Raw genomic sequence first — 3,573 nt, 5'->3', positions numbered from 1 at the left:
GTGTTTTGCTCATCTCTATAATAGTTGAACAATTACTCAACTATTATTATACTTATTTTTAAATTTATGTCAATAAGCTGATGTTAGTTCCCCATAAATTTTACAATTAAAACCAGCTCTTTATTCTTTTCTTAATCTTTTTTTCCCAGTATACCGTTTTGGCTTTCTTGTCACACTTCCTGTAAATTCCGAGTTGTCTCTATCTTTATCTTTTAATTATACACAGGATTTGAATCTTTTTCTACTTATCTATAATCAAAAAATCCTCTTCCTTGTATTATAAAACCGCTTTCATAAAGTTTTTCTTCTTTTTCAGAATACCTGCGTATCACTACGAATATTCCGACTGTCAAAATCACTCCAAATACGATTCCTGCCAGAATTCCATTCGTCCCCATTCCATAACTCTCATTCAGATAATAAGATGGCAGGAAAGAAAGGATTGTTCCCACAACCGATGGCGGTATAAATCTTAGAAAATTCTTATAGCATAGGCACTTTACCATTTCCTTGTCTATCATTCCCAACATTCGCAAACTACAAACGACCCTGCTATTTTCTTCCTTCTCTGCCTGGATACGTGAATGAATTAACAGAAACTCAGCCATTATCATAAGCCCTATCACAAATGCCATCAAAAATAATAAAAATTGTCCTGATTTCTTTGCATCCTGGTATTTCTCCACTTTCGAAGACAATTCATAATACGTCTGCTCATCTTCATTCAACTGATTGCTTTCCTGCAGATATTCTTTTACTTCACATACTCCCGCATAAGAATCTTCCCAATTCTGAAACTGAAACAAGTTTGCGATACCAGCACTACCTGTTATATCTGCACTTAATTTTTCGAAATCAGAATCGTTGATGATCAGTGTTTTATCTGCAAAGGTCGGATTTTGATTAAACAGTATCTTTACATCTGTTCCAACAGACTGCAGCTTTCTGTCCCCGGAAATCGTTACAGTAGATACTGGCTGTATGTTATGTTCATACCCATCTTCCAGATTGTACTGAAACAAATTCAAAAACTCGCCTTCCTGAATCTGATAATCACATCCAAAATCCCGGTTTATTTCTGTCACAGGAAGGTAATTAAAAACATCATCTCTGATATAGGGAAGCTGAATGACCTGTTCTACAGTAACACCATTTTTCTCCAATATATGAAGGACATCCTGTACTGAAACCTGATTCATTCCATAGATTTCTGAGTACACCATGTCATAGGGAGAATAACTTTTTGCATCCTCTAGAAAAGCCGGATATAAAGTCACACATACCCCCGTAAGCATAACAGATACCGCTATTATGAGAGAGGCTAAAACATACCTACATCCCCATTCTTTCTTGTGTCTGCGGACAAATGACCATTCCACCAGATGAAACCTCATGTAGTTGGGTGCAAGTCTGCATAAGAACGTACCGATCTTTCCTGTTTTTTCTGCCCGATATTGTGCTTTTAGCAGGGTTCCGATTTTGTCCAGCATAAGTCTCCCGGCATTCAGGATAAAGGCAACTGCCACCACTACTGTATATAGAACTGCTGTAAGCTTATATGCTTCCGGGCAAAACTGCCATTGCACTCCGTGAACATCTATTGCATAAATGATAACGGAAAAAAATAAAAATGACAGCACAGTTCCTGCCGCAAGTGCTATTGCTAATGCCAGCACGGATATGATCACATTTTCAAAAAGTAAGTTTCTAAACGCTTCCTTCCGGCTCATGCCAAGAGAAAACATCACGCCGTATTCCTGTTTTCTTGATGCCAGAAATGCCTGACACGAAACAGGAAGAAAAAAAACCAGAAACACTGCAGACAGAAAAAATGGAAGATAAATGTTATTGGATATTGATGAATTTACAATCGACGCATTCATAAACGTCCTGTTTGTGGAAATAACTGCAAAACAACAGAATAATGCCGTTGCAGATAAATTGCATAGAAAGTACAATCGATATTTGTAAAAACCAGCTTTCAGCATCTTTCGGGAAATATCAAAAAAGGTCATCTTTTCCACCTCCCAAACCGCACAGCGTTTTCCATATATCTTCTCTGAAATTATCGGCAGTGTTCTCTTTCTTTACTTCTTTTGCCAGATTCCCATCCTGTAGAAAAAGTACCCGGTCACAAAAGGATGCCGTATAAGCATCATGTGTCACAAGCAGAAAGCTGATGCCAGACCGTTGATTCATCTGCTTCATACATCGCATCACATCCCCGGTGGTCTTTCGGTCAAGGCTTCCTGTTGGCTCATCTCCAAAAATAATATCCGGTTCATTGATCAGCCCCCTGCCAATCGCAACTCTCTGTTTCTGACCTCCCGATATTTCCGTAATTCCTTTGTCAGCTAATTTTTCAATGCTGAGCACATCCGCTATTCTTGAAAAACGCTCTTGCTGGATGTCTGCTTCTTTTCGTTCAAGAATGAGTGGTAACAATATATTTTCTTTTACCGTCAAACTCTCCAAAAGCTGGAAATCCTGAAAAATCATTCCCATATGCTTTCTGCGAAAAAATGCCTTCTCTTCTTCCGTAAGTTGTGAAAATGTTTCTCCTCCTATTACGATTTCTCCATCGTCCGGCGTGTCAACCCCGGTCAGCACATGGAGCAGAGTAGTCTTTCCACTGCCGGATGGTCCCATAATAGCAACCATTTCTCCTTTCATAACTTGCAGATTCACATTCTGCAAAATCCGCATAGTTTCTCCTGCAGTTTTATAACTTTTTGAAATATGATTTGCATTTAATACATACATCGAAGTTCCTCCTGATAATAAATTTTAAATTTGATTATCAGAAGTATTTAATCATCCATCCGAACCGATAGACTGCAAAGGGTAACTCCCGGTCTGAAAGAAAACTCACCTTGTCCGAGGTCTTTAAAGCCATCATATACCCAGAGCACCATTATTTCTATTTCACCGAAACATATACACTCATAGAAATGCAAACATATACTTTCGCTTATATCGTTTTCACTATTTGACTTTTCCAAACATTCCATCTGCTGTATGACTATACTTTCCAAATCCCCTTCTGCATAATATCCACTCCAGAGTCGGAAATTTAGCGACAAAAGTAAAATCAGCATGATGGAACTTAAAACCATAATAGCAGCAATTCTCTGTTTTTTTACTGAAATCATATGAATCAAACCCTATACTTCTGCTTTATCATCTGGAATTTATTTTAATAAATATTTTTCAAATGCTTTGTGCGTGTCAAAATGAACCTCTTTGAAAAATAAAACGAGCCAAATAATAAAAGCCGGAATAGCCATATATGGTGTTAAAAAATAAGACAACACTGCTCCTACTAACATTATGCCAGCCCATGTAAAACACTGATTTTTTATATCACGAGAAATATGAGCTTTATCATACAATGCCTGTTCTTCTTTCGGTAATGAATTAAATCCCGAAACAAATTTAGCCGCTTTTTCTTTAAATATTGCAAATAACACTCCTGTAATCACAAATGGAATAACCAAAACTCCACATAGCCAAAACCCTATATTCATAGTATATTCCTCCTTCACAAATACCGATTGAGATTTCACCTGTTTT

4 protein-coding genes are annotated in these 3,573 nt (G+C 37.4%); all 4 read right to left on the bottom strand.

Annotated elements, in window-relative coordinates:
- Positions 1 to 245 precede the first annotated feature (245 nt).
- Positions 246 to 1,883 (bottom strand): FtsX-like permease family protein, encoded by a 1,638-nt coding sequence (locus PGR14_RS15850; RefSeq protein ID WP_270223710.1) that lies wholly within the window; start codon positions 1,881 to 1,883, stop codon positions 246 to 248.
- Between the two features lie 118 nt (positions 1,884 to 2,001).
- Complete coding sequence (locus PGR14_RS15845) at positions 2,002 to 2,763, bottom strand: ABC transporter ATP-binding protein (RefSeq protein WP_055247374.1); 762 nt, start codon at positions 2,761 to 2,763, stop codon at positions 2,002 to 2,004.
- A 47-nt stretch (positions 2,764 to 2,810) separates the two neighbouring features.
- The gene (locus PGR14_RS15840) at positions 2,811 to 3,161 is read right to left on the bottom strand and encodes a hypothetical protein (protein WP_055247372.1); all 351 of its coding nucleotides are present in this window, start codon (positions 3,159 to 3,161) and stop codon (positions 2,811 to 2,813) included.
- 30 nt (positions 3,162 to 3,191) lie between these two features.
- Positions 3,192 to 3,527, bottom strand: coding sequence for a DUF3784 domain-containing protein (locus PGR14_RS15835; RefSeq protein ID WP_055247370.1), 336 nt, complete (start codon positions 3,525 to 3,527; stop codon positions 3,192 to 3,194).
- Positions 3,528 to 3,573 lie beyond the last annotated feature (46 nt).

The sequence above is a fragment of the Coprococcus sp. AF99-45 genome (assembly GCF_027663865.1).
Classification (GTDB): Bacteria; Bacillota; Clostridia; order Lachnospirales; family Lachnospiraceae; genus Allocoprococcus; species Allocoprococcus comes.
The sequence above is the reverse complement of the archived record's forward strand: the minus strand, read 5'-3'. Positions and strand labels throughout refer to the sequence as shown.

Excerpts from the sequence above, each read along its gene's own strand:
- PGR14_RS15850 (WP_270223710.1), bottom strand. The coding sequence starts at position 1,883 with ATGAATGCGTCGATTGTAAATTCATCAATATCCAATAACATTTATCTT.
- PGR14_RS15845 (WP_055247374.1), bottom strand. The coding sequence starts at position 2,763 with ATGTATGTATTAAATGCAAATCATATTTCAAAAAGTTATAAAACTGCA.
- PGR14_RS15835 (WP_055247370.1), bottom strand. The coding sequence starts at position 3,527 with ATGAATATAGGGTTTTGGCTATGTGGAGTTTTGGTTATTCCATTTGTG.